The organism is Microbacterium sp. SORGH_AS_0969 (genome assembly GCF_030818255.1).
Lineage (GTDB): Bacteria > Actinomycetota > Actinomycetes > Actinomycetales > Microbacteriaceae > Microbacterium.
In genome coordinates this window covers 3,246,984-3,270,526 of record NZ_JAUTAG010000001.1, presented here as the reverse complement: position 1 = coordinate 3,270,526, position 23,543 = coordinate 3,246,984, and the positions used below count along the sequence as shown (strand labels likewise).

Sequence of the window (23,543 nt, the reverse complement as noted above, 5' to 3'; positions counted from 1 at the left end):
GGCGCCAGGGGGCTGGCCGGCCGAAGTGGGCTCACGGCAGCGTTCAGCCTGGCGGCCGCGCCCGCCACAGCACGAGGCTCCCGTCGTCCATGCTCACCGCGAGATCACCATCGGTGTCCGTGCGTCCCACCGCCACCCCCAGGGCGGACAACGTCGAGAGCAGAGTTGCGGTGGGGTGTCCATAACGGTTCTCCGCTCCCACGCCGATGAGTCCGATCTCTGGGTGCAGGCGGCGGTAGAGCTCGGGGTCCTGGTCGGCGCTGCCGTGGTGCGACACCTTGACGACCTCCACTCGTGGAACCTCGATTCGGCGCATGAGAGCGGCTTGGGCGTCGGTACCGAGATCGCCGAGCAGCACCGTGCGCGGGAAGTCGGGGCCGACCACGTCGAGGGCGACGCTTGCACCGTTGCCGGGCTCGTCTCGAGGCGTGGGGCCGAGCGCCTGCCACCGCGTCTCCCCCACGGTGCCCGTCATCCCGGTCGAGGCCTGCGTCAACCGTGCCCCGCCCGCCGCGAAGCGGTCGAGCAGACGCTGATCCTCGGGAACGTCGACGGGCCCGTGGACGACGAGATCCGCGTGACCGATCACCGACGCCGATCCACCGATGTGGTCGAGATCGAAGTGGGTGAGCACGACGAGGTCGAGGTGGTCGATCCCGAAGGTGTCGAGACACTCCCTCAGCCGCTCGGGTTCCGGGCCCGTATCCACCAGAGCCACGGCGCTTCCGGACCGCCACAGCGTCGCGTCGCCCTGGCCCACGTCGCACATGGCCACATCCCACGTGGTCGGCACCGTGAGCGGGCCGGCGATCGTCCGCACGGTCGCGTTCCCCGCACACAGGCCGACGGTGAGCGCGACGATCGCGGTCGCGATCGCCGTCACGCGCGGACCCCGCGCCGGTCGGATGATGGCGACGACGATCGCGAAGCTGATCGCGGCCAGCAGAGCCGCCCCGAAGGCACCGTCGGGCCAGGGCAGATTCTGCGCGCGGATCGCACTGGTCGTGTGCGCGACTGCGGCGATCCAGGCCGCGGGTACCCATGCCAGCGCCGAAAGACCGTCCCGCAGCCAGGGAAAGGGCGCGATGCACGCAAGGACCCCCGCGATGGTCGCCGGGGCGGCCGCGGGGTCGGCGACGAGATTCGCCGCGACGCCGAGCACGGGCACGTGGGGGTCGATCAGCACGATGAGGGGGCCGCACGCGAGCTGAGCCGCCGTCGGCACCGCGAGAGCGAGAGCGAGGGCGCGTGGCATCCATCGCTCCAGGCCCCGCGCGAGCGGACGAGCGAGGAGAAGCAGGGCTGCGGTCGCCGCAGCCGACAGGGCGAAGCCGAGCGACGTCGACAGCCACGGGTCGGTGATCAGCAGCACGGTCACGGCGGCCGAGAGAACCGCCACCCCCACCGCGGGGCGGCCCAGCGCCACGGCGAGCAGGGCGATCGCGGCCATGGCCGCCGCGCGCACCACGCTGGGTTCAGGCGTGACCAGCAGGACGAATCCCGCGAGGACCCCCGTCGCCCCGACCACCCGCAGCCAGCGCGGCGCGCCCAGCGCCGCCAGCACCATGAAGGCTGCGCCGACGACGAGGGCGCAGTTCGCACCGGAAACGGCCGTGAGGTGCGACAGTGACGAAGCCTTCATCGCCGCATCGGTCGCGGCATCCAGACTCGAGGTATCGCCCACCGCGAGGCCGGGTACGAGGCCGGCTCCGGGCTGCGGCAGCCCGCGCGTCGAGTCGACCAGCCCATCGCGCAGCGCCTCGAAGCCGGCCCACACGCCCTCCGGCGGTGGGGCGCGCGTCACCTCCTGCGCGCGCAGCACGAGAACGGCCCGCTCCCCCGGCTTCGCGGGAATCGCTCGTCCGGTGAGGCGGATCTCGCTGCCCAGACCGGATGCCGAGACGGCCGCTCGCCCGGGCGGATCCACGCCGACGCGGGTCGGGATCTCGCCGGTCACCGTCACGGCCCCGGCGCTCACCCGCGACGCGACCGCGTCGAACCACGCTCCCCCATCGGCGGAGCCGGACACGTGTCCGACCACGGTGAGATCGACCTCGAGCTGACGGCCGCCCTCGACCTGAAGGGCCGCGATCTGGGCGCGCACCGGTCCCATCGCCGCGACACTGCCCGCTGCGGCGGCCGCGCAGGCGAGCGCGACGGCGGCGATGCCGAGCGTCGGATGCCGAAACCGCGCGAACGTCACCGCGCTGACGACCGCCGCGACGGCCGCGGCGACGGCGAGCACCGCGAGATCCGGGGCGGATGTCGCGAGGCCCGCCGCGGTCCAGGTGGTGAGAGCGACGATGGTCGGGCGCATCGCTCGCCGCTGGAGGGGATTCACACGCGCACCAGATCGCGGATCCCGTCGAGCATCTTCTCTCCGATCCCTGGAACGGACCCGAGGTCGTCGACGCTCGTGAAGCGGCCGTTCTCCTTGCGCCACGCGATGATTCGGTCGGCGATCGCCGGTCCCACACGCGGCAGCGTGTCGAGCTGCTCGCGCGTCGCGGTGTTCAGGTCGATCAGGCCCCCCGCCGCTGTTCCGGGGGTCGCGCCCGTGGCGTCGTCCGACGTCGCTCCCACCATCGGAACCACGATCTGCTCCCCATCGGCGACAGCGCGGGCGAGGTTGACCCCGGCCCGCTCCGCGTTCTCCGCGAATCCGCCGGCGAGGGCGATGGCATCCGCGACCCGATCGCCCGCCTCGAGCCGGTAAAGCCCCGGGGACCGCACGGCGCCCGCGACGTGCACGTAGAGTCCCGCTTCGGGTGGGCCCGCCACCGTGACGCTCGGGGACGACGCGACGGACACGACCTGCGTGCCCGACGCCCCGCGCACCATGCCGATCCCGATGGTCACGGCGAACGCGAGCAGGACGAGCACGATGACGGCGCCGATCCCGAGCCGTCGACGCGCGCTGAGCGCGTCGCCAGCGGGGTCGGAAGTCGCGGTCACTCGGACACCCTAGGAAGGGCCGCGACTCGTCCGCCGCCCCGCACGTGTCATCCGTGGACGGATCCGACGATGCGCGGGATGGGGAGGAGAATCACCCCATGCACGAAAACGCGTGGCGCGCAATCTTGGCCGCCCTCGCCGACGATCGCGCGCGCGAGGTCTACGCCCGCATCGTCCTCGACCAGCCCGTCGACGAGTGCCTCGCGGCGATTCCCGCGAAGAAAGCGCACCGCATCGTCGAGGCGCTCACGGCCGCGGGACTCGTCGCGCGCACGCCCGACGGATTCGAACCTGTCACGAGTGTCTTCGCGCAGGCCCTCGCCTCCGCGGGCAGCCCGCCCCGCCGCGAAGGCGTCGATCGCTTTCTCGAGGGTGGCCGCCTCGTCAGCATGCCCGCTCGCGCGGCCGACCGGCGAGCCGTCCTCGAGCACCTGGCGACGCGGCTGCTCACGGCCGACGAGACGATCACGGAGGCCGAGATCAACGCGCGGCTCGCCGAGGTCACGGGTGACGTCGCCGGCCTCCGCCGCGCTCTCGTCGACGAAGGTCTCCTCGCCCGCACCGCGGACGGCTCTTCCTACTCCCGCACGTGAAAACGACGGGTGCCGGCGTCCGGCCCGGAGGCTTCGACAGGCTCAGCCTCCTCGCGCGGGCCGAGTGACCTCGCTTCCTCGGCAGAACGGCGGATGCCACGCCCCACCGCTTCGCAAAGCGTCAGGGACGTGGCATCCGGAGTCGACGATCACTTCGTCGAGAAGCTGACCACCTTCGGGGGCCGCACGACCGCGCGCACGATCTCACGGTCGCCGAGCGCCCGGCGCACCTTCTCGTCGCCGCGGGCGAGCTTCTCGAGCTCGTCGGCGCCGATCTTGGCCGAGACCTCGAGGGTGCCGCGGACCTTACCGTCGATCTGCACGACCGCCGTGACCGAGTCCTCCACAAGGAGCGTCGGGTCGGCCTGGCGCCAGGTCGCGAGTCCCACGAAGCCGTCGTAGCCGAGCGTCTGCCACATCTCCTCCGCGGTGTGCGGGGCGAAGAGGTCGAGGGTCATCGCGATGACCTCGGCGGCCTCTCGCACGGCGGGGTCGCTCGCGCCGGCGGAGCCGTCGATCGCCTTGCGCGTGGCGTTGACCAGCTCCATGAGGCGCGCGACGACCACGTTGAACTTCGTCTGCTCGATGAGGTTCGGCGCCTCCGCCAGCAGGCGGTGCGTCACGCGGCGCAGGGCCTGGTCGCCCTCGGCCCACACGACGTCCTTCTCGCTGTCGACGTCGTGCGCGATGCGCAGCGCGCGGGCGAGGAACTTCGCCGCTCCCGTGGTCGAGACGTCGTTCCAGTCCTTGTCGTCCTCCACCGGTCCGGCGAACGCCAACGCCACGCGCAGGGCGTCGGCACCGTGGGCGTCGAGCTCCTCCTGGAACAGCACGAGGTTGCCCTTGCTCTTCGACATCTTGGCGCCGTCGAGGATGACCATGCCCTGGTTGATGAGGCTCGAGAACGGCTCGGTGAACTCCACCAGGCCCATGTCGAACAGCGCCTTGGTGATGAATCGCGCGTACAGCAGGTGCAGGATCGCGTGCTCGACACCGCCGATGTAGAAGTCGACCGGGCCCCACTTCGATGCCTCGCGCCCCGAGAAGGGCTGCGTCTCGTCTCCCGGCGACAGGAACCGCAGGTAGTACCAGGAGCTGTCGACGAACGTATCCATCGTGTCGGGGTCGCGCAGCAGCGTCTGGCCCGTCTCGGGGTCGGTCACCTGCACCCACTCGGTGGCAGCGCCCAGCGGCGAGGTGCCCTTGGGCTTCAGGTCGAGCCCCTCCACCGACGGCAGCACGACAGGCAGCTGATCAGCGGGCACGGGCGTGATCGAGCCGTCCTCGCCGTGCAGCATCGGGATGGGCGTGCCCCAGTAGCGCTGGCGCGAGATCAGCCAGTCGCGCAGGCGATAGGTCTTCGCGGCGCGGCCGACGCCCTTGGCCTCGAGCTCCTCGATGACACGGGCGATCGCGTTGCGCTTCGACAGTCCGTTCAGAGAACCGGAGTTGATCATGCGTCCGTCACCGGTGAGAGCGATCCCGGTCTTGACGGGGTCGGTCTCTTCGATGTCGCCGAGCGGATCGATCGGAACGCCCTCGTCGTCGAGCTCGATCACGGGGATCGCGCCGGTGACCGGAGCATTCGTGTCGACGACGACCTTGACGGGCAGGTCGAAGGCGCGGGCGAAATCGAGGTCGCGCTGGTCGTGCGCGGGCACGGCCATGACCGCGCCGTGACCGTAGTCGGCCAGCACGTAGTCGGCGGCCCAGATCGGCAGCTTCTCGCCGTTGATCGGGTTGATCGCGTAGTGGCCGAGGAAGACGCCGGTCTTCGGGCGATCGGTCGCCTGACGCTCGATGTCCGTTGCGCGCTGCACCTGGGCGAGGTACGCCTCGAACGTTTCGCGCACGCCCTGATCCGCGGATGCCGCGAGCTCGGCCGCGAGGTCGGACTCGGGCGCCACGACGAAGAACGTCGCCCCGTGCAGCGTGTCGGGGCGGGTCGAGAAGACCGTGATCTTCTCGTCACGACCCTCGATCTCGAAGGTGATGTCGGCACCGACGGATCGGCCGATCCAGTTGCGCTGCATCTGGATGACCTTGCTCGGCCAGAAGCCCTCGAGCTGGTTCAGGTCGTCGAGCAGGCGGTCGGCGTAGTCGGTGATGCGCAGGAACCACTGCGTCAGCTTCTTCTTCACCACGACGGCGCCGCTGCGCTCGGAGGTGCCGTCGGGCAGCACCTGCTCGTTCGCGAGCACGGTCTGATCCACCGGGTCCCAATTGACCAGCGCGTCCTTGCGGTACGCCAGGCCCTTCTCGTACAGCTTCTGGAACAGCCACTGGTTCCAGCGGTAGTACTCGGGGTCGCTCGTGTGCAGCACGCGGCTCCAGTCGAACGAGACGCCGTAGTCCTTCAGGCTCTCCTTCTGCTGCGCGATGTTCGCGTACGTCCACTCGACGGGGTCGGCCCCGCGCTTGATGGCGGCGTTCTCGGCGGGCAGGCCGAACGAGTCCCAGCCGATGGGGTTGAGCACGTTGTAGCCGCGGTGGCGCCAGAATCGCGCCACGATGTCGGAGTAGAGGTAGTTCTCGGCGTGCCCCATGTGGAGGTCGCCGGAGGGGTACGGGAACATCGCGAGCACGTACTTGCGTGGGCGCTTGTCGTCGTCGCCACCGGCGCGGAACGGATCCTTGTCCGCCCACGCGCGCTGCCACTTCGCCTGGATCGCGTGGGCGTCGAAGGCGCCCTCGCCGGGCACGGGTGTGGTGTTCTCAGACACGGGTGAAGCCAATCGTGAGGTCGGGAGGCCCGAGGGCCAGCGTCCAGGTTATCGGACCCGGCCCGTCACCATCCCGGCGGCACCTGGGCGCCGAGCGCGGCGAGCGGGGCGCGCGCCTTGATTCCCACCTCGGCCACTTCGGATGCCGCGACCGAGCGCCACGTGATGCCTCCGCCGGCGCCGACGTGGGCGGCATCCGGCTCGACGACGATGCTGCGGATCACCATCGCGAGATCCGCGGAGCCGTCATCGCCGATCCATCCGAAGGTGCCGGAGTAGATGCCCCGGGGGGCGCCTTCGAGACGCTCGAGGATCGTCATCGCAGAGGCCTTCGGCGCACCGGTCATGCTGCCCGCCGGGAAGGCGGCGTCGACGAGCGCGCCGAGCGTCGTTCCGGGACGCAGCCGCCCCGACACCTCGCTGACGAGCTGGTGCACGTGCGGGTACGACTCGACCTCGAGCAGCCGGTCGACGCCGACGCTCGACGGCACGCACACGCGCGAGAGGTCGTTGCGCATCAGGTCGACGATCATGACGTTCTCGGCCTGCTCTTTGGCATCCGTCCGCAGCTCGTCCGCGAGGGCTGCGTCGGCGACGGGGTCGAGCGCGCGCGGGCGCGTGCCCTTGATGGGGTGGGTGTGCACGGTCCCGTCGCGAACCTCGAGGAAGCGTTCCGGAGACGCGCTCACCAGAGCGGTGTCGCCGATGCGCACGAAGCCGCCGTGGTGCGATGACGAGGTCCCGCGGAGGCGCCGGAACACGTCGAGGGCGAAGAAGCGGCCCGGAACGGTGAATCGGGTCGTGAGACACAGTTGATACGCGTCGCCCTCGCGGATGTGCTCGCGGCACGCGGAGATGAGTCCGGCGTACTCGTCGGCTTCATGGCGACCGGATGCCACCCCTCGCGGTTCCGCAGGAGCCACGGCTGCGACCGGCCCGACGGCGCGCGCCCGCTCGGCGAGGTCGGCGAGGGCTTCGGCATCCGTCCCGACCGCCCACACGCGCCGCTTCTCGTGGTCGAACGCGAGCGCCGCGTCGACGCGGATCCACGCGGGGTCGCCGTCGTACGGGATCCAGCCGACCCATCCGCCGTGAAACGCGCGGCTGGAATCGTTCGACGCGATCACGTGAAGGGGGTCGGTCGCGCTCTCCCGGTGCCCCGCCCCCATCCAGCTCCACCCGGTCTCGGCATCCACACCCCCGTCGAGCCAGAACGCCGCGGGTTCGTCGGCCCAGAGGCTCGTGAACACCGCCTCCGGGTCCACCCAGTGCGGAAGGGCGAGCGGAGGGGCGGAACGCGGCACGCTCCCAGGCTAGGCCTCGGCGTCGCCTCTAAGCTGACGGAGGTGAACGAGATCCTCACGTGGTTGCTCGACGTCGTGCAGAACGTCGACCCCGTGCTGCGCACGATCCTCGCCGGTGTCGCGGTCATGCTCGAGACGAGCGTGCTGGTCGGTCTGATCGTGCCCGGAGACACGATGGTCATCGTCGCCGGGACGGCTATCGCCTCTCCGCTCGAAGGAGTCATCCTCGCCTCGGCGGTCGTCGTCGGCGCTCTGCTCGGCGAGAGCGGCGGGTTCTGGCTGGGGCGGTACTTCGGCCCGCGCATCCGCGCGTCGAAGCTGGGGCAGAAGCTCGGTGAACGCAACTGGGAGCGCGCGGATCGCTACCTGCGGCGACGGGGCGGACCGGCGATCTTCCTGTCGCGGTTCCTCCCGGTGCTGCACTCCCTCGTCCCCCTGACCGTCGGGATGAGCGGGTACAGCTACCGACGATTCCTCGCGTGGACGGCCCCGGCGTGCGCGATCTGGTCGGCCTTGTACATCTCGGTGGCGGCGACGGCGGCGGGCACGTATCGCGAGCTCGCGGATCGTATCCATTACGCCGGCTATGTCTTCGTCGGCATCCTCGTCGTCTTCCTCGTGCTCGTGTTCGTGGGCAAGAAGGTCATCGAGCGGATCGAGCGTCGCCATCTCGCCGACGACGCGCACCCCCTCGAACCGGTGGACGGTGACGTGAAAGACTGAGGCGGATGCCTCGTTCCCCCCGCGCCAAAGTGCTCTGGTTCGCCCGACTGGAGCGCCGCTTCCATCGGTGGCGCGAGAAGCGCGCCCGCGCGCGTGGACTGCGTCCCGCCGTCACCGGCTTTCCGGGGTACGGCACCGAGGAATGGATCCGCGTCCTGGGCCGCGTGCTCATCGCGCCTCCCCTCAAGCGGACGTCCACGGGCGAGTTCGCCAGCCTTCGGGGCTGGCGCAGCTTCGCGGCCGTCCCCGTCGGCATGGCGAGGGTCAGCGTCGTCATCGACGGAGTGACGCACGAGGTGTCGGCCGACCGCGGCGGTGTCATCGATGCGCGGCTGCCCGCGACGCTCGCGCCGGGATGGCAAACCATCACCATGTCGGTGGAGGGGAGCCAGCCCGCAGAGACCCGTGTCTTCATCGTCGGCACCGACGTGCGGTTCGGCGTCGTGAGCGACATCGACGACACGGTCATGGTCACGGCGCTCCCCCGCCCGCTCCTCGCCGCCTGGAACTCGTTCGTGCTCGACGAGCACGCGCGCCAGCCCGTGCCGGGCATGGCCGTGATGCTGGAGCGGCTCACGCGCGAGCACCCCGGCACCCCCGTGATCTATCTGTCCACCGGAGCCTGGAACGTCGCCCCGACGCTCACGCGCTTCATGCGCCGACACCTGTTCCCCGCGGGTTCGTTCCTGCTGACCGACTGGGGGCCGACGCACGACCGTTGGTTCCGCAGCGGCCGCGACCACAAGGAGCAGAACCTCCGCAGACTCGCGAGTGAGTTCCCCCACGTCAAGTGGCTGCTGGTGGGTGACGACGGTCAGCACGACGACGCGATCTACACGCAGTTCGCGATCGACCATCCGCAGAACGTCGCCGCCGTGGCGATCCGTCGGCTCCTTCCCGCTGAAGCCGTGCTCGCCGGTGGACGGACGGTCGTCGACGACCACTCGGCATCCGAAGTGCCCTGGGTCACGGGGTCGGACGGGGCTGCCCTGCTCGACCGACTCGAGAGCACCGGAGTCATCGCGTCGGACGCGTGACGGCGGACGGCTGATCGCGGATGCCACGCGCCCGGCCCGATGTCGGAGGGGGCGCGTACGGTGGAGGCATGTGCGGTCGATTCGTCGTGGCCAACGTGGCCTCAGAGTTGGTGGGCGTCCTGCGCGTCGATGTCGAGAGCGATGAACTGCCCCCGCCCTCCTACAACATCGCGCCGACGTCGTCGGTGGCGATCGTGCTCGACTCGGTGAAGACCGAGCCCCCGGTCCGTCGGCTGGAGGCCGCGCGGTGGGGACTCGTCCCCGGGTGGGCCAAAGACGTCAAGATCGGCGCCCGCGCTTTCAACGCGCGATCCGAAGAGATCGAAGACAAGCCGATGTTCCGCAACGCCCTCATCAAGAGGCGCGCGGTGATCCCGGCATCCGGGTACTACGAGTGGAAGACGACCGACGAGGGCAAGACGCCGCACTACATCCACCCCGCCGACGGCTCACCCCTCTTCTTCGCGGGCCTCTACGAGTGGTGGAAGGACCCCGCGCGTGCTGACGACGATCCGGCTCGCTGGGTGCTCAGCTGCACGATCCTCACCCGCGATTCGATCGGCCGACTGGGGTCGATCCACGACCGGATGCCCCTGTTCATGGATCCCGACTTCGCCGACGCGTGGCTCGACCCGACGACCGAGAACGTCGGTGACATCCTCGATGCGGCGATCGATGCGGCCCCCGATGTCGCCGAGACGCTCGACGACCACGTCGTGTCGCCGGCCGTGGGCAACGTTCGCAACGACTCCCCCGCCCTCGTCGAGCCGGTCGAATGACCGCGCTGCTCGTCGACACGGTCCTCGGTCGTGACGAATGGACGGCGGCGGCCGAGGCGCACGCGGCTCGCGCCGACGCCCTGACGGCGGAGCACCGCGCGCGGGCGAGCCGCGCGCAGAAGCATCCCGTCGAGGACTTCCTCTTCACCTACTACTCGTACAAGCCGGCGATCCTCCGGCGGTGGCACCCGGGCCACGGGGTCGTGCTCGACGACGCCGACGAGCGCGTCGGCTGGCGCTGGTACCGCCGCGAGGGCAGCGGGGTGCGGGTGGATGCCGAGGCCTTCCGGATCGAGCGCGGATCGCTGTACCGCGGCATCGTGAACCTCCTCCGCGCGACGCTGCACCGGCCCGCGCAGTTCGGCTGCTTCGGCCTTCACGAATGGGCGATGGCGTACCGCGTCGACGAGGTGCGCCACGACGTCCCGTTGCGACTGGGGAGGGACGGGACGGATGCCGTCGTCGACGCGCACGATCTCCGCTGCAGCCACTTCGACGCCTTCCGCTTCTTCTCGCCCGACGCCGTGCCGCGCAACCGCGAGCCACTGTCGCGCGAGACCCAGACGGATCGCGAACAGCCCGGCTGCCTGCACGCGGGAATGGACGTGTACAAGTGGGCCGTGAAGCTCGGACCCCTCGTCCCCGGGCCCCTCCTCCTCGACGCTTTCGAACTGGCGCGTGACATCCGGACGCTCGATATGGAGGCATCCCCGTACGACCTCCGCGCCTGGGGGTACTCGCCCGTCGCCATCGAGACGGCGGAGGGCAAGGCGCAGTACGTCGCCCGTCAGCGCGCCCTGAGCGACCGTGCGCAGGGTCTTCGACGCGCTGTGCTGACGTCCGTCGGAGCCGCAGGCGACACGCCCGGCGGCGCCGATTTCTTGCCACTCGATCGCGTGTAGTAGGCTCATGGAGTTGCCTCGAACGGGGCGGAAAACAAAAAACGGGCCTGTGGCGCAGCTGGTAGCGCACCTGCATGGCATGCAGGGGGTCAGGGGTTCGAGTCCCCTCAGGTCCACCCAGAGAAAGCCTCCGCTTCGGCGGGGGCTTTCTTCGTTCCTTCGGGCTGTTCGATCACGGTGTTCGATCGGACCGCCCTCGCGCGCCGGTGCGCCAGATCCGGAGAACGTCAACGGATCCGGACGGTTTCGCGTTCGGCATCCGTATCCGGTGGCGATCTCCGGTTCCGCGCACGCCCCGCTCGCACCGTGGGGCTCCTTCTCGACGCGTCGGGCACGAGCGTGCGGGGCACCGCCGTCGCGAGGCAGACAGGGATCCGGATGCCGGGAGCCTCGGCATCCGGATCCGTTCGGGTCAGCGCGACGCGACCGACGACTCCGGCGAGAATCTCGACGACGAGGATCTGTCCCGCATGGGCACGCGGTTCTGGCGTGCGGGACGGGACTCGTCGCGCGCCGGTACCGGGCTGGGCCTCGCGATCGTGGTGCAGCTCCTGCGAGCCGCCGACGGGCGGATGGAACTCGCGCGTTCCCCGCTCGGCGGTCTGTCGGTCCGCCTGGTCTGGAGGCGGACGTGACGGCGGTCAGCCGGCGCGGCTTCCTCTGTGCGAGCGCCGTACTCGGCGCGATCGCTCTCGCCGGATGCGCCCCCACGGGTATCCCGGTCGTCCGGCTCGGCTGCGGTGAAGCGGGCGGCAGCTACCTCCAGTTCGGGGAGCTGCTGAGGGAGGCAGCCGGTGCCGAGGCGGGGATCACCGTGCTCGCCACGCAGGGGAGCGTCGAGAACCTCGCCCTGCTCGGCGATCAGGAGATCGACCTCGCGCTGTCGCTGGCGGATGCCGCCGCGGAGGCCCGCGGACGCGATGCCTTCGTCGCGATCGGACGCGTGCACCAGAACTACCTCCAATGCGTGGTCCGCGCACACGACGGCCCCCGCTCGCTCCCGGAGCTCGCCGGGCGCGTCGTCTCGCTGGGCGCCCCCGGATCAGGAGCCGCTGCGACGGCGCGTCGGGTTCTGGATGCCGCGGGCCTCGGCCCGGGCGATCGGGGGCCCCTCACCGTCGAGAGGTCTTTCCGGGATGCCGTGGCCGACCTCGACCAGGGCCGCATCGACGCCCTGTTCTGGTCGGGGGGAATCCCGACGCCCCAGATCGCCGACCTCGCGGAGCGAACGCCGATTGCCGTCCTCGACATCACCACGGTGCTGCCTGAGTTGCGTCGCCGCTCCCCCGATGCCTATGTCGCGACGACGATCCCGGCGGGTGTGTACGGTGCGTCGGCACCTATCCGGGCGATCGGGGTGGCGACTCTTCTCGTCGCGCGTGAGGATCTCGATGATCTCGTGGTCGAGCGACTCGTCGACGTGCTGATCGATGACGCCGCCGCTCTCGTGCCTCCTGGCGCTCTCGGCATCCAGTACCTGACCCCGGCGAGCCTCATCGATACCCTCCCCCTCGCCCTGCACCCGGCCGCCGAACGCCGATATCGTCAGCGCTACGGATGACGTCACCTTCGGCTCGTCGGTTCGATCATCGTCGGGATCATCCTCATCGTCGTCTTCGCGAACCTGATCGGCACGTGTGTCGATCTCGGGGCGGGAACCCACGACGTGAACGGCGTGACCTACACCTGCTCCTAGCCACAAGCTCCTCGCGAAGACGCACGAATGCCCCCGCGCCGAGAGGCGCGGGGGCATTCGCCGTGTCGGCGCGGGTCAGTCCGCCGTGGCCGGGCTCGGCAGCTCGAGAGGAATGACGGGGCAGTCCTTCCAGAGGCGCTCGAGGCCGTAGTAGACGCGCTCCTCCTCGTGGAAGACGTGCACGACGAGGTCGCCGAAATCGAGCAGGACCCAGCGTGACTCCTGGCGCCCCTCGCGCCGAAGGCGCTTGTGACCCGCCTCGAGGAGCTTCTCTTCGATCTCGTCGGCGATGGCCGCGACGTTGCGCTCGTTGCGGCCCGTCACGAGCAGGAAGATGTCGACGAGCGGCAGGGGCTCCGAGACGTCCAGGGCGACGAGGTCCTCGCCCGACTTGCTGTCGGCGGCGAGAGCGGCGATCTGTGCCATCTCGCGGCCGTTCTGGGTCGCGGTCATCCGAATACTCCTGTCGTGACGGCGATGGCGAGAGCCACCGCCACGGCGATCGCCAGAGCGCCGGTGGTGATGATGAGGCCGATGACGAGCTTGCTGCCCTTCTCCGGCGCGGGCGGGCGGATGATGTCGCCCGGCTGCTTGACGGTGCTGATCGCCGCGCTGGCGGCGATCGGCGTGGGCGACGACGCGGCCGGTAGCTCTCCGTCGAGGAGGACGGCGTCCGCTTCGCGGCCGTCGGTGGTGCCGGGGGCGTGGCCGACGGACCCCAGGCCCTGGGGAAGTTCGAACGTTCCCGTGATCATGACCTCGCCCGTCGCCGTCACCGGAGCGACCAGCGGTCCGCCGACGGGGGCGTCCGAGAGGATCAGCGCGTTCGGGGTCGAGACCGACCCCGTCGCGGCGCCGCTACGCGCGATCAGCTGATCGAAAGAGGGCGGCAGCGAGATGTCGGGCGTCGCGCCGTTGAGGAGGTCGGATCCGAGTTCGGGGTTCACCGTCGATGAGACCGGCGGCGCGGGGACGGGTTCGGTGGCTTCCGGCTCCTCGGCGACGGCCGGGCGGAAGATCGCCGGGAGGTCTCCCGTGGGTGTGCTCTGTCCGGGGACGGCCGGGGTGAGATCGGGCGAGATGACAGGCACCGACGCCGTGCGGATCTTCTCCTGCGCGCGCACCTGACGCCGGGTGAGTCCGGTCGGTGCGTACGCCGAATTGTCGTCGACAGCTGACGAGGGGAGTCCGATCACGGCCGGTTCCGGCGTCGTCACGGGCTGCGCGGGCTGCGTCGAGGAGGCGGGAGCGTCGGGCTCCACCGGCGGCTCCTGCGTCGCGCGGTCGTCGTGCGACGTGGGCTCGTCGGGCGACCCGGGCTGTCCATCTGCGATGCGCTCGTCGTGCGCGACCGGCGCGTCCTCGGCGACCGCGGGCTCGTTCGCGACCGCGGGCTCGTTCGCGATCGGGGGCTCGGGCGCCGCCTCGACGGCGGGCTCGACCGGCGGCGTCGGGATGATCGGCGTCGCGCCGGTGTTGCGGATCTCGCGCAGCTGGCGCCGCGTCAGCGGCGGGGTTCCATTGTTCTCGGAAGTGCTCATGCGTTACTCCGGTAGAGGTGGTGCTTCGCGATGTACTGCACGACACCGTCGGGCACGAGGTACCACACCGGGTGTCCTCGGCGCACACGGGCGCGGCAGTCTGTGGATGAGATCGACAGGGCCGGGATCTCGAGCTGACTCACATCTTCGGTGGGGAGTCCCTCGGTGGTCAGGACGTGTCCCGGGCGGGAGACGGCGACGAAGTGCGCCAGATCCCACAGTTCCTGGTGATTGCGCCAGCTGAGGATCTGTGCGACCGCGTCGGCGCCGGTGATGAAGAACAGGTCGGCGCCGGGGCGCTGCCTCTTCAGATCACGCAGCGTGTCGATGGTGTACGTCGGGCCGTCGCGATCGATGTCGACCCGGCTCACGGTGAACTGCGGGTTCGAGGCGGTCGCGATCACCGTCATGAGGTAGCGGTGTTCGCTCGCCGTGACCTCGTCCTTCTGCCACGGGCGGCCCGTGGGCACGAAGACGACCTCATCGAGGTCGAAGGACTGCGCGACCTCGCTCGCCGCCACCAGGTGACCGTGATGGATGGGATCGAACGTCCCACCCATGACCCCGATGCGAGGGGCTCGCGTCACCGACATACGGTGGGCCTCAGTGGCCGTGCGCCTCGGGCGTCGGCGTCCCGTGCTTCTTCGTGTAGGCCTCGGCCTTGTGCGCGTGACGGTTCGAGACGTTGCGGTACGACAGCGTGACGAGGCTGAGCGACACGAACACGACGAAGGCGAGGGCGCCGAACCAGAAGGTCTGGGCCTGCACGTTGCCGCCGTGGTGACCGGCCTCTTCGGCGGCATGGGCGAGAAGTGAGGCGAAAGTCATCAGTGCTCCGTTTCGGGTGTCTGCGCGGCGCGCAGTGCCATTTTAGGCGGTTAGACGCGGACCTGTCCGTCGCCGCGCCCGAGCCACTTGGTGCTCGTGAGCTCGGCGAGACCCATCGGGCCGCGCGCGTGAAGTTTCTGGGTGGAGATCCCGACCTCGGCACCGAATCCGAACTCGCCGCCGTCGGTGAAGCGGGTCGACGCGTTGACGAGCACCACCGCCGAATCGACCTCGGCGAGGAAGCGCTGCGCCGCGGTGTCGTCGTCGGTGATGATCGACTCGGTGTGATGGGTCGAATAGCGCCGGATGTGGTCGAGGGCGGCGTCGAGATCGTCCACGACGCGCACCGCCAGGTCGAGGCTGAGGTACTCGGCCGCCCAGTCGGCGTCGGTGGCCGCGACGACGCGCGGGTCGTAGCCCGCGACCGTCGAGTCGCCGTGCACGCTGACCCCGGCCTCGGCGAGCGAGACCAGCAGCTCGGGCAGCAGACGGTCGGCCGCCGCGCGGTGCACCAGCACCGTCTCGACGGAGTTGCAGACGCTCGGTCGCTGGGTCTTGGCGTTCAGGACGATCTCGCGCGCCCAGTCGGCACGCGCCGTCTCATCGAGGTAGACGTGGACGACGCCCGCGCCCGTCTCGATGACGGGGACGGTCGACTCGGTGACGACCGTCTCGATGAGCGACGCGCTCCCCCGCGGGACGAGCACGTCGACGAGCCCACGGGCGTTCATCAGAGCGCGCGCGCCGTCACGACCGAAGTCATCGACGGTCTGCACGGCCTCGGGCGAGACACCCTGCGAGGCGAGCGCCCCGCGCATGACCGTCACGAGTGCCGCGTTGGAGCTCTGCGCGGCCGAGCCACCCCGGAGCACCACGGCGTTGCCCGATCGAAGGGCGAGAGCGGCGATGTCGACCGTGACGTTGGGTCGGGCCTCGTAGATCGAGCCGACCACGCCGAACGGCACGGCGACCTTCTCGAGTGCGAGCCCGTTCGGAAGGGTGCGGCGATCGAGGACCCGCCCGACCGGGTCGGGCAGCACGGCGACGTCGCGGACGGCTGCGGCCAGCGCGGCGACGCGGCCCGCGTCGAGGCGCAAACGGTCCAGAAGGGCGTCGCCGATCGCGTTCGCCCGACCACGCTCGAGGTCGTCGGCGTTCGCGAGCACGATGTCATCGGTCGCGGCGTCGAGGGCGTCGGCGATCGCGTTCAGGAGGGACGTCTTCGCGGCGGCGTCGAGCAGGCCGATCTGTCGCGCCGCGTCCTTCGCCAGACGCAGGCGCTCCTCGACGGAGACGGCGATCGTGGTCATCGCGTCAGTCTACCGTCGCGGCGACGGCGCCGATCGGACCGGTCGACAGGGTGACGGCATCCGGATTCGGAGCGAACCACGTCCCCACCGACTCGCCGGCGAGGGCGTCGGCGACGAGATCGGCGCTGGTCACGAGGACGCCGACACCGGCCGTCGACGCGAGCTTCGCCGCCGAGACCTTGGTCGCCGCTCCCCCGGTGCCGACCCCGTTCACAACACCCGCCCCGAACTCGAAGGCGGAAAGGTCATCACCCCAGGCCACGTCGGTGATGGGGCGAGCGCCGGGTTCGTTCGGCGGGGCGGTGTACAGGCACGCGATATCGCTCAGCAGCACGAGCGCGTCGGCCCCGATCAGCTGTGCCACGAGGGCGGCGAGCCGGTCGTTGTCTCCGAAGCGGATCTCGTGCGTGGCGACGGTGTCGTTCTCGTTGACGATGGGCAGGATGCCGAGCCCCAGAAGCCGCTCCATGGCGCGACGCGCGTTGGATCGTGGGGTGGCGTTCTCGAGGTCGCCGGCCGTGAGCAGGACCTGGCCGGCGAGGAGCCCGAAACGGTCCAGAGACGTCTGGTAGCGCCACATCAGGACGTTCTGACCCACGGCGGCGGCCGCCTGCTGCGTCGCGAGGTCGTTCGGTCGGCCGTCGAGGGCGAGCAACGGCAGGGCTGTGGCGATGGCGCCGGACGACACCAGCACGACCTCGACGCCACCCGCATGAGCGCGAGACAGGGCCTCGACGATCGTGTCGATGCGATGCGCGCCGTCACCGCTGATGGACGACGAGCCGACCTTGACGACGACGCGCGCGGCGCGCGGGATATCGGCGCGAGTCGCGGCCGTCACCGTTCGTCCGCCTCGTCCAGGAGAGCTGAGGAGTCGCCGTCCGGGTCGATCCCCGCGGCGCGCGCCGCCCGGCGCTCGGCTTCGAGTTCGGCGCGCGCCTCGGCCTTGGCATCCATTCGCTCGTGATACTGCTCACGACGCTCGGACGACGTTCGGCGCGGGTTCTGCACGAGACGCGGGTCGGTGCCGCGGGGCGCGGTCATGAGCTCGGCGGCCGAGGTGAGCGTGGGCTCCCAGTCGAACACGATGCCGTCGCCGGGGCCGATGACGACGGTCGCACCCGCGACGGCGCCGGCGCGGAACAGACCGTCCTCGACGCCCAGGCGCGCGAGACGGTCGGCGAGATAGCCCACGGCTTCTTCGTTCTGGAAGTCGGTCTGCTGCACCCACTTGACGGGCTTGTCGCCGAGGATCCGGTAGACCGGACCGTAGGTGCCGCCCTCGACCTTGATCTCGAAGTCCTTCTCGGCACCCTTCGGACGGATGACGATGCGCTCAGCCGGGGCGTCGTCGATCGTCGCCACGCGGTGCTGCTCGACGATGTCGGCGAGGGCGAAGGTGAGCTCGCGCAGGCCGGCGCGGCTCACCGTGGAGATCTCGAACACGCGGAATCCACGGGCTTCGAGGTCAGGGCGGACGAAGTCGGCGAGTTCGTGAGCCTCGGGGACATCGACCTTGTTCAGGGCGATGATCTGCGGGCGCTCCAGGAGCGGCAGCTGCCCCTCGGGGACCGGATAGGCGCCCAGCTCGGCGAGGATCACGTCGAGGTCGCTCAGCGGATCACGACCCGGGTCGAGGGTCGCGCAGTCGAGGACGTGCACGAGAGCGGTGCAGCGTTCGACGTGGCGCAGGAACTCCAGGCCGAGGCCCTTGCCCTCGCTCGCACCCTCGATGAGCCCGGGTACGTCTGCGATCGTGAACCGCACGTCGCCCGCCTGCACGACGCCGAGGTTCGGGTGCAACGTCGTGAACGGGTAGTCGGCGATCTTGGGGCGCGCGGCCGACACGGCGGCGATGAGGCTCGACTTTCCGGCCGAGGGGAAGCCGACGAGGGCGACGTCGGCGACGGTCTTGAGCTCGAGGACGACATCGCCCTCCCACCCCGGTGTCCCGAGTAGCGCGAAGCCGGGCGCCTTGCGCTTGGGCGAGGCCAGCGCGGCGTTGCCGAGCCCGCCCAGACCACCCGGCGCGACGACGAAGCGCATGCCGGGGGTGAGCATGTCGACGAGAACGGTGCCGTCGGTGTCTTTCACGACCGTGCCGAGCGGGACGGGGAGCTCCTGGTCTTCTCCCATGGCGCCGGAGCGGTGGTCGCCCATCCCGAATCCGCCGTTGCCCGCGGAGCGGTGCGGCGAGTGGTGGTACGAGAGCAGGGTGGTCGTCTGCGGGTCGGCGACGAGGACGACGTCGCCGCCGTGCCCGCCGTTGCCACCGTCGGGACCGGCCAGCGGCTTGAACTTCTCGCGGCGCACCGACACGCAGCCGTTGCCGCCCTTGCCCGCACGCAGGTGGAGAGTGACGCGGTCGACGAAGGTGACCATGGGAGTCCTTTCGGGACGGGACCGGGATGCCGGAAAGAAAAGAAGAGGGGGCGGGCTGTGCCCACCCCCTCTATCGCGCGCTGAGCGCTGTGGATTACTCCGCTGCGGCGACGATGTTGACGACCTTGCGGCCGCCCTTGTTGCCGAACTCGACCGCACCGGCGGCGAGAGCGAAGAGCGTGTCGTCGCCTCCACGGCCGACGTTGGCGCCGGGGTGGAAGTGCGTGCCGCGCTGGCGGACGAGGATCTCGCCGGCGTTGACGGCCTGGCCGCCGAAGCGCTTCACGCCGAGGCGCTGTGCGTTGGAGTCACGACCGTTACGGGTGGAGCTTGCGCCCTTTTTGTGTGCCATCTCTGCGTCTCCTGGCTCTTACTTGATGCCGGTGATCTTGACGCGCGTGAGGTCCTGACGGTGGCCCTGGCGCTTCTTGTAGCCGGTCTTGTTCTTGAACTTCTGGATCACGATCTTCGGACCGCGCTCCTCACCGAGGACCTCGGCCGTGACCGAGACCTTCGCGAGCTTGTCGGCGTCGGTCGTGACGGCGTCGCCGTCGACGAACAGGACGGCGGGCAGCTGGATGCTCTCGCCGATCTTCGCCGCCTGGCGGTCGAGCACGACGATCGTGCCGACCTCCACCTTTTCCTGCCGGCCGCCGGCGCGCACAACTGCGTAGACCACTTCACACCTGTTTCATTCGGGAGCGCACGGCTCCGGTTGTCTGATGACGTCGAGAGGGTCTCTCGACCCAAATCTCGGTGCGATCCGGCGAGCTCGGCTCGCGGGTGTCACGTGCCGGTAAGGGCGGACACGACGCACCAAGGGTCGAGTTTAGCTCACCGGAAGGCATCCGGCAAAAGCATCCGCCCCGCGTGTCGACCGTAGGATCTGGGAATGGCGATCCTGATCGACGACCCGCAGTGGCCCGCGCACGGACGACTGTGGGCGCACCTCGTCAGCGACAGTGATCTCGAGGAGCTGCACGCCTTCGCCGCGGCCGCCGGGATCCCGGCTCGCGCGTTCGATCTCGATCACTACGACGTTCCCGACGAGCGCCACGCCGATCTCGTCGCCGCCGGCGCGGAACACGTCGGCGGGCGCGAGCTCGTCCGTCGTCTCCGCGCCTCGGGCCTACGCATCACCGCCCGCGAACGCCGCGGACGCGGGTGAGGGGTCATGCCCACGTCGCGGACGACAGGGCATGACCCCTCACGGGTGAGAACGATCAGTCCGACGACGGCTGGGCGTCGACCGGGGTCCCGGTGAGGGCGGCCGTGGTGACGCGGCGGCGCGAGCGTCCCTGACCGGGGGCCTTCGGCTCCGGGAGGGCTTCGAGCACCGACTCGAGCAGCGCGTCCTTCTCGGTACGCGGGGTCTTCGGCTCACGCTTCTTGCGCGGACGCTTCTCGCGCACGGGCGCCTCGACCTTGGCATCCAGGACGGCTTCGACCGACGCGACCACGGCCGCTTCGACGATCGCCGGGTCCTCGACGGTGGGGTGGATCGTGGATGCCGCGATCTGAGCGAGCGCGGACTTCACGCCCTCGGTGATCACGTGCGTGCCGCCGGCGGCCGCTGCTGCTCCCCCGTTGCCGGCCGGAGCACCGTTGCCGTTGTTCGAGCCGTTCGAGGAGGCGTTTCCGTTGCCGTTTCCGCCGCGCGTCCGACGGTTGTTCGAGCCGCCGGTGCCGTTCCCGTTGCCGTTCGTGCCGGTGCGGTGGCGGACGACGGGGTCGTGATGCACGACGACGCCACGTCCGGCGCAGACCTCGCAGGCCTCGCTGAAGGTCTCGAGAAGGCCGAGGCCGAGCTTCTTGCGCGTCATCTGCACGAGGCCGAGCGAGGTGACCTCGGCGACCTGGTGCTTCGTGCGGTCGCGGCTCAAGCACTCGATGAGACGACGGAGCACGAGATCGCGGTTGGACTCGAGCACCATGTCAATGAAGTCGACGACGATGATGCCGCCGATGTCGCGCAGTCGCAGCTGGCGCACGATCTCTTCGGCCGCTTCGAGGTTGTTCTTCGTGACCGTCTCTTCGAGGTTTCCGCCCGAACCGACGAACTTGCCGGTGTTGACGTCGACGACGGTCATCGCCTCGGTGCGGTCGATCACGAGCGAACCGCCGGAGGGCAGCCAGACCTTGCGGTCGAGGGCCTTCTCGATCTGCTCCGTCACGCGGAAGGCATCGAACGGGTCCTGCTCGCCCTCGTACTTCTCGACGCGCTCGAGCAGGTCGGGGGCGACCCCCGCGAGGTAGTTCGAGATCGTCTGCAGCGCCTCGTCGCCCTGGATCAGCATGCGCGTGAAGTCTTCGTTGAAGACGTCGCGGACGATCTTGACGAGCAGGTCGGGCTCGGAGTGCAGCAGCGCGGGCGCCTGGATCGTCTGCAGCTGGCTGCTGACGTGCTCCCACTGCGAGGTGAGGCGCTGGACGTCACGCGTCAACTGCTCCTCGGTGGCCCCCTCTGCCGCGGTGCGGACGATCACGCCCGACGACTCGGGCAGGACCTCTTTGAGGATCTTCTTGAGGCGGGCGCGCTCGGTGTCGGGGAGCTTGCGCGAGATCCCGTTCATGGTGCCGTTCGGCACGTAGACGAGGTAGCGTCCCGGGAGCGAGATCTGGCTCGTGAGGCGTGCACCCTTGTGGCCCACCGGGTCTTTGGTCACCTGGACCAGGACGCGGTCGCCCGACTTCAGCGCGAGCTCGATGCGGCGCGGCTGGTTGCCGGTGTCGATGCCGTCCCAGTCGACCTCGCCGGAGTACAGCACCGCGTTGCGCCCGCGACCGATGTCGACGAACGCGGCCTCCATGCTCGGGAGCACGTTCTGCACACGGCCGAGGTAGACGTTGCCGATGAGCGACGCGTCCTGGTTGCGGGCGACGTAGTGCTCGACCAGCACGTTGTCCTCGAGGACGGCGATCTGGATGCGGCCGGCCTTCGACCGCACGACCATCACGCGGTCGACGGCTTCGCGGCGCGCGAGGAACTCGGCCTCGGTCACGACGGGGCGGCGACGGCCGGCCTCGCGACCATCGCGGCGACGCTGCTTCTTGGCCTCGAGGCGCGTGGAGCCCTTGATGCGCTGCGGCTCGGTGACGACCTCGACGGCGCGCTGGCGCGGCGGGGCCGCGGGGGCGTCGTCCTGGTCATCCGCGCTGGAGGCGGCCGCGCCACCACGACGGCGGTTGCGTCGTCGCGCATTCGCGGAGGTGCGCTCCACCGGAGCCTCGTCGTCACGATCGTCGCGGAAGCCACGATCGTCGGAGTCGTCGCGCAGGGCCGTCGGAAGCGGCTCGGGCGCGTAGAAGTGCAGCTGCGTCGACACCGCGGACACGAACACCTCGGGCAGAAGTCCGAGCGACACGGCGGTCGGGCGTTCCGGCTTCTGCGGCGCGGGCGTCTCTTCGGCGGGGGCTTCGGATGCCGCGACCTCGGCCGTCTTCTCCGCTTCGGGCACCTCGGCGGTGGGCTTCTCGGCGGTGGACGTCTCGTCAGCGGTGTCCGGCGCGGGGGCGGCCTCGGCGGACGTCTCGTTCGCCGGCGCGGGAGCGTCAGCGTCGGCGGCGTCTTCCGTCGCGCTGTCCGTCGCGGGGTCGGCGACGGCGGGCTCAGCGTCCTGCACGCCCTCGGCGGACACCGCGTCGGCGGGCGCTTCTTCGGCGGGCGTCTCGTCGAGCACCGCGGGAGGAGCCGTGTCGAGCGCCGCGGCGCTCTCGGCATCCTGGACCGCGCCCTCTTCCTCGTCGACCGTCAGCGCCTCGGGGGACGCGGTGGCGTCGGAGGAAGCGTCCTGCTCGACTGCGGCGTCGGGCGCGATCTGCTCAGTGGGGATCTGTTCGTCGCTTGCGTCTGCCATTGTGGCGTACTCCCTGGCGGGGCGACACCGCGCGTCGCCCGGCGAAATCTCGTGCGGCGCCGCACCCGGCGGGGCCGCGAACTCACTCGGTCTGCAGCAGGCCGGCGGCTCGTGCTGCGAAGGGCGATCATCGCCCGAAGTCTTCTGGTGATGCTCCTGCGGCGCGGCCGCGGTACATCGAAACATCATTATCGCACGGTCCGTCCGGAAACCACCGCACGGGGGCTCTTCGACACCGAGCGATCCTCAGCGGACAGCGAAGTGCGCGGTGACAGAATCGAGCCATGAGCGACACCGTCACCCCTCGCCGCCCCGTCGTGGTCGCGATCTGGCTCGTCTTCGCCGGCATCGTCGGATGGTGGGCGGCGTTCTCGCTGACGATGGAGCGCTTCGCCCAGTTGAAGAACCCCGGGGAGGCGGCATCCTGCGACTTCAGCGTCCTGGTCCAGTGCTCGGCGAACCTCCAGTCGCCCCAGGGCAGCGTGTTCGGATTCCCGAACCCGATCATCGGCCTCACGGCGTGGATGGCGCCGGTCGTCGTGGGCATGGCGCTGCTGGCCGGTGCGCGGTTCGCGCGCTGGTTCTGGGCGCTGTTCTGGCTCGGATTCGCCTTCGCGATCACGTTCGTCATCTGGTTGATCTCGCAGAGCATCTTCGTGCTCGCGACCCTCTGCCCGTGGTGCATGGTGACGTGGTCGGTCGTGATCCCCTCGTTCTTCGTGGTCACGCTGCACGTGCTCCGTGAGGGAGTGATCCCCGCGCCGCGCGTGCGGCACGTCGCCGAGCGCCTCATGCCCTGGGTTCCGCTGATGACACTCGCGGCGTTCGTCGTCATCGCCGTCATCGCGCAGGCTCGACTCAACGTCCTGGCGCAGTTCTGACCTCATCGCGCGGTGTCCCGGTGCCCGCGGGT

23 protein-coding genes and 1 tRNA gene are annotated in these 23,543 nt (G+C 70.2%); 10 read left to right on the top strand and 14 right to left on the bottom strand.

Features of this window, described 5'->3' with window-relative positions; genetic code table 11:
- Positions 1-43: 43 nt before the first annotated feature.
- Both QE388_RS15335 and QE388_RS15330 read right to left on the bottom strand, forming a co-directional pair.
- Positions 44-2,317 carry a ComEC/Rec2 family competence protein gene (locus QE388_RS15335; RefSeq protein WP_307386215.1) on the bottom strand — a complete coding sequence of 758 codons (2,274 nt, stop codon included), beginning with the start codon at positions 2,315-2,317 and terminating at the stop codon, positions 44-46.
- Between the two features lie 20 nt (positions 2,318-2,337).
- A complete protein-coding gene (locus QE388_RS15330) occupies positions 2,338-2,955 on the bottom strand; it encodes a ComEA family DNA-binding protein (RefSeq protein WP_307386213.1) in 618 nt (205 codons plus the stop codon).
- A gap of 98 nt (positions 2,956-3,053) precedes the next feature.
- Here QE388_RS15330 and QE388_RS15325 point away from each other — a divergent pair, with 98 nt between their 5' ends.
- A complete protein-coding gene (locus QE388_RS15325; RefSeq protein ID WP_307386212.1) occupies positions 3,054-3,548 on the top strand; it encodes a DUF2087 domain-containing protein in 495 nt (164 codons plus the stop codon).
- A gap of 149 nt (positions 3,549-3,697) precedes the next feature.
- Here QE388_RS15325 and leuS read toward each other — a convergent pair whose 3' ends face one another.
- Positions 3,698-6,271, bottom strand: coding sequence for a leucine--tRNA ligase (leuS, locus tag QE388_RS15320; protein WP_307386210.1), 2,574 nt, complete (start codon positions 6,269-6,271; stop codon positions 3,698-3,700).
- A 65-nt stretch (positions 6,272-6,336) separates the two neighbouring features.
- The gene (locus QE388_RS15315; protein WP_307386208.1) at positions 6,337-7,575 is read right to left on the bottom strand and encodes an anthranilate synthase component I family protein; all 1,239 of its coding nucleotides are present in this window, start codon (positions 7,573-7,575) and stop codon (positions 6,337-6,339) included.
- Between the two features lie 42 nt (positions 7,576-7,617).
- Between QE388_RS15315 and QE388_RS15310 the strand changes: the two genes are divergently transcribed.
- The 7 genes from QE388_RS15310 to QE388_RS15280 all read left to right on the top strand — a co-directional run bounded on the left by QE388_RS15310 (position 7,618) and on the right by QE388_RS15280 (position 12,577).
- Positions 7,618-8,298 (top strand): DedA family protein, encoded by a 681-nt coding sequence (locus QE388_RS15310; protein WP_275797587.1) that lies wholly within the window; start codon positions 7,618-7,620, stop codon positions 8,296-8,298.
- A gap of 5 nt (positions 8,299-8,303) precedes the next feature.
- On the top strand, positions 8,304-9,335 hold the full coding sequence (locus tag QE388_RS15305) for an App1 family protein (RefSeq protein ID WP_307386206.1): 1,032 nt from the start codon (positions 8,304-8,306) through the stop codon (positions 9,333-9,335).
- 68 nt (positions 9,336-9,403) lie between these two features.
- Positions 9,404-10,114: an SOS response-associated peptidase gene (locus tag QE388_RS15300; RefSeq protein WP_307386204.1), complete on the top strand. Its 711-nt coding sequence runs from the start codon at positions 9,404-9,406 to the stop codon at positions 10,112-10,114.
- On the top strand, positions 10,111-11,016 hold the full coding sequence (locus tag QE388_RS15295; protein WP_307386203.1) for a 3-methyladenine DNA glycosylase: 906 nt from the start codon (positions 10,111-10,113) through the stop codon (positions 11,014-11,016). Before QE388_RS15300 ends, QE388_RS15295 begins: the two co-directional genes overlap by 4 nt.
- A gap of 43 nt (positions 11,017-11,059) precedes the next feature.
- Positions 11,060-11,132 (top strand) — tRNA-Ala (locus QE388_RS15290).
- A complete protein-coding gene (locus QE388_RS15285; RefSeq protein WP_307387157.1) occupies positions 11,091-11,651 on the top strand; it encodes an ATP-binding protein in 561 nt (186 codons plus the stop codon). Before QE388_RS15290 ends, QE388_RS15285 begins: the two co-directional genes overlap by 42 nt.
- Entirely contained in the window at positions 11,648-12,577 is a 930-nt protein-coding gene (locus QE388_RS15280; RefSeq protein ID WP_307386200.1) for a TAXI family TRAP transporter solute-binding subunit, read from the top strand. Before QE388_RS15285 ends, QE388_RS15280 begins: the two co-directional genes overlap by 4 nt.
- Positions 12,578-12,787: 210 nt before the next feature.
- Here QE388_RS15280 and rsfS read toward each other — a convergent pair whose 3' ends face one another.
- From rsfS to rplU, 9 genes are all read right to left on the bottom strand, one after another.
- Entirely contained in the window at positions 12,788-13,165 is a 378-nt protein-coding gene (rsfS, locus tag QE388_RS15275; RefSeq protein WP_058596279.1) for a ribosome silencing factor, read from the bottom strand.
- On the bottom strand, positions 13,162-14,253 hold the full coding sequence (locus QE388_RS15270; protein ID WP_275797593.1) for a hypothetical protein: 1,092 nt from the start codon (positions 14,251-14,253) through the stop codon (positions 13,162-13,164). Before QE388_RS15270 ends, rsfS begins: the two co-directional genes overlap by 4 nt.
- Positions 14,250-14,846: a nicotinate-nucleotide adenylyltransferase gene (gene nadD / locus QE388_RS15265; RefSeq protein WP_307386197.1), complete on the bottom strand. Its 597-nt coding sequence runs from the start codon at positions 14,844-14,846 to the stop codon at positions 14,250-14,252. Before nadD ends, QE388_RS15270 begins: the two co-directional genes overlap by 4 nt.
- A gap of 10 nt (positions 14,847-14,856) precedes the next feature.
- Positions 14,857-15,081: a hypothetical protein gene (locus tag QE388_RS15260; protein WP_275797594.1), complete on the bottom strand. Its 225-nt coding sequence runs from the start codon at positions 15,079-15,081 to the stop codon at positions 14,857-14,859.
- A 50-nt stretch (positions 15,082-15,131) separates the two neighbouring features.
- Positions 15,132-16,391 carry a glutamate-5-semialdehyde dehydrogenase gene (locus QE388_RS15255; RefSeq protein ID WP_275797595.1) on the bottom strand — a complete coding sequence of 420 codons (1,260 nt, stop codon included), beginning with the start codon at positions 16,389-16,391 and terminating at the stop codon, positions 15,132-15,134.
- A gap of 4 nt (positions 16,392-16,395) precedes the next feature.
- The gene (gene proB, locus QE388_RS15250; RefSeq protein WP_275797596.1) at positions 16,396-17,232 is read right to left on the bottom strand and encodes a glutamate 5-kinase; all 837 of its coding nucleotides are present in this window, start codon (positions 17,230-17,232) and stop codon (positions 16,396-16,398) included.
- Positions 17,229-18,773, bottom strand: a complete 1,545-nt coding sequence (gene obgE, locus QE388_RS15245; protein WP_058596274.1) for a GTPase ObgE — start codon at positions 18,771-18,773, stop codon at positions 17,229-17,231. Before obgE ends, proB begins: the two co-directional genes overlap by 4 nt.
- Before the next feature lie 94 nt (positions 18,774-18,867).
- Positions 18,868-19,125 carry a 50S ribosomal protein L27 gene (gene rpmA, locus QE388_RS15240; RefSeq protein ID WP_058596273.1) on the bottom strand — a complete coding sequence of 86 codons (258 nt, stop codon included), beginning with the start codon at positions 19,123-19,125 and terminating at the stop codon, positions 18,868-18,870.
- A gap of 18 nt (positions 19,126-19,143) precedes the next feature.
- Entirely contained in the window at positions 19,144-19,452 is a 309-nt protein-coding gene (rplU, locus tag QE388_RS15235) for a 50S ribosomal protein L21 (RefSeq protein ID WP_081317309.1), read from the bottom strand.
- 213 nt (positions 19,453-19,665) lie between these two features.
- On the opposite strand from rplU, the gene QE388_RS15230 reads away from it, so the two are divergent.
- Positions 19,666-19,941 carry a DUF4031 domain-containing protein gene (locus tag QE388_RS15230; protein ID WP_307386193.1) on the top strand — a complete coding sequence of 92 codons (276 nt, stop codon included), beginning with the start codon at positions 19,666-19,668 and terminating at the stop codon, positions 19,939-19,941.
- 55 nt (positions 19,942-19,996) lie between these two features.
- On the opposite strand, the gene QE388_RS15225 is transcribed toward QE388_RS15230, so the two are convergent.
- Positions 19,997-22,630, bottom strand: a complete 2,634-nt coding sequence (locus tag QE388_RS15225) for an Rne/Rng family ribonuclease (protein WP_307386191.1) — start codon at positions 22,628-22,630, stop codon at positions 19,997-19,999.
- A gap of 284 nt (positions 22,631-22,914) precedes the next feature.
- Here QE388_RS15225 and QE388_RS15220 point away from each other — a divergent pair, with 284 nt between their 5' ends.
- The gene (locus QE388_RS15220) at positions 22,915-23,511 is read left to right on the top strand and encodes a vitamin K epoxide reductase family protein (RefSeq protein ID WP_275797604.1); all 597 of its coding nucleotides are present in this window, start codon (positions 22,915-22,917) and stop codon (positions 23,509-23,511) included.
- Positions 23,512-23,543 lie beyond the last annotated feature (32 nt).